At 71.0% G+C, this 1,437-nt stretch carries 2 protein-coding genes and 1 pseudogene; 2 read left to right on the top strand and 1 reads right to left on the bottom strand.

What is annotated here, in order from left to right; genetic code table 11:
• Together AOK24_RS51955 and AOK24_RS51960 are read left to right on the top strand one after the other, a co-directional pair.
• Positions 1-188 (top strand): ABC-2 family transporter protein (locus tag AOK24_RS51955; RefSeq protein ID WP_240554402.1); only part of this gene is annotated, 188 nt, incomplete at both ends.
• 4 nt (positions 189-192) lie between these two features.
• Positions 193-474 (top strand): annotated as a pseudogene (locus tag AOK24_RS51960) (ABC-2 family transporter protein); the annotation flags it as partial.
• Positions 475-522: 48 nt separating this feature from the next.
• On the opposite strand, the gene AOK24_RS42855 reads toward AOK24_RS51960, so the two are convergent.
• Entirely contained in the window at positions 523-1,209 is a 687-nt protein-coding gene (locus tag AOK24_RS42855; protein ID WP_055725258.1) for a TetR/AcrR family transcriptional regulator C-terminal domain-containing protein, read from the bottom strand.
• Positions 1,210-1,437: the final 228 nt, after the last annotated feature.

The following is a 1,437-nucleotide window of genomic DNA, read 5'->3' on the forward strand; positions in this document are numbered from 1 at the left end:
AGCCAGGACGTCCTGATGATCCCGGCGATCCGGATGCTGGCGCACGGGCTGTTCGTGCTGTTCCTCGGGCGGGTCCACGGGCTCGGCCGGCACATCCAGGAAGGGAAGATCGACGCCTATCTGCTGCGTCCGCTCCCCGTCTACCGGCAGGTGCAGCTGGAGTACTTCCCCACCAACGCGATCGGGGANNNNGCCGCCGACTACTGGGGGCGGTGGCTGGAGGAGCTGCTGGGGACGTTCGGGAGTTACCCGCTGAACGTGCTGCCCAAGGCGGTCGGGGGGATGCTCACGTACGGGTTGCCGCTCGCGTTCGTGGCGTACTTCCCGGCGGCCGTGCTCACGGGGCACGGGCACGGGACCGCCGTGCCGTACTGGGTGGCCGCCGCGTCGCCGTTGCTGGGGCTGCTCGCGTATGTGGGGACGCGGGTGTTGTGGCGGTGGAGCCTGCGGCACTACAGCGGGGTGAACGGCTGATCGGTGCGGGTGCGTGCGGGGGGTCCTTTCTCGGGACCCCCCGCTTCTTCATGCGGCTCGGTACGCGCGCACGAACGCGGCGACCCCGCCTCGGAGCAGGTGCCGGGTGTCCTCCTCGGGGAGCGGCAGTACGCCGTAGTGGGTGCGGAGGGTGAGGGTCTGGGAGGTCAGGGCGACGAAGTGGGCCGCCGCGAGCGCCGTGTCGCCGTGCGTGTCGATGAGATGCGCGTCGTGGAGGGTCTGGAACGCCTCGGTGAGTGCGGCGGTGACCGGGATCGGGCCCGCCTCCTGCCAGGACCTCAGGACCTCGGGCGGGACGTGGTCGGCCTCCGCGTGGATGTGGCGGACCAGGGCGAAGTGGTCGGCGTAGCGCGTCAGGAGGTCGGCGAAGCCCTCGGCGAGGGCGGTCAGGTCGCGTTCCAGGTTGTCGGGGTGCGGGGGTCTGCCGGGGGGCAGCACGCTTGCCAGGCAGGCGAGTTGGGCGTCCTTCACCTCGGCCGACGTCCAGGTGACGACCGTGCGGAACAGTTCCGCCTTGCCGCCGGGGAAGTGGTTGTAGAGGGTGCGGGTCGAGACGCCGGCGGCTGCGGCGACCGCGTCGACCGAGGCGCGGGTGTAGCCCTCGCGGCCGAAGAGGGTGCAGGCGGCGCCGGCCATCGCGGCCCACTTCTGGACCTTGCGGGGCGGGTGGTCCTTGAGGGCGGCCTCCCACCGGGCTTCGTTGGTCGTACCCACGCGCTCTCCTCGTGCCTCGCTTTTCTGACAACGCCCGTTGTACATCAGACAACGTGCGTTGTACTTTACCGGATGTGAGCCGACCTCGGCAGTCGAGCCGGGGCACGAACAGGGGGACACCCATGCCTGCTTACACCACTCCACTGCGCGTCGCCGTCATCGTCGGCAGCGTCCGCGAGGGCCGCCAGGGGCGTGCCGTCACCGACTGGTTCCTCGGCGTCGCCGCCC

It is taken from the genome of Streptomyces niveiscabiei (genome assembly GCF_001419795.1).
GTDB classification, from domain to species: domain Bacteria; phylum Actinomycetota; class Actinomycetes; order Streptomycetales; family Streptomycetaceae; genus Streptomyces; species Streptomyces niveiscabiei.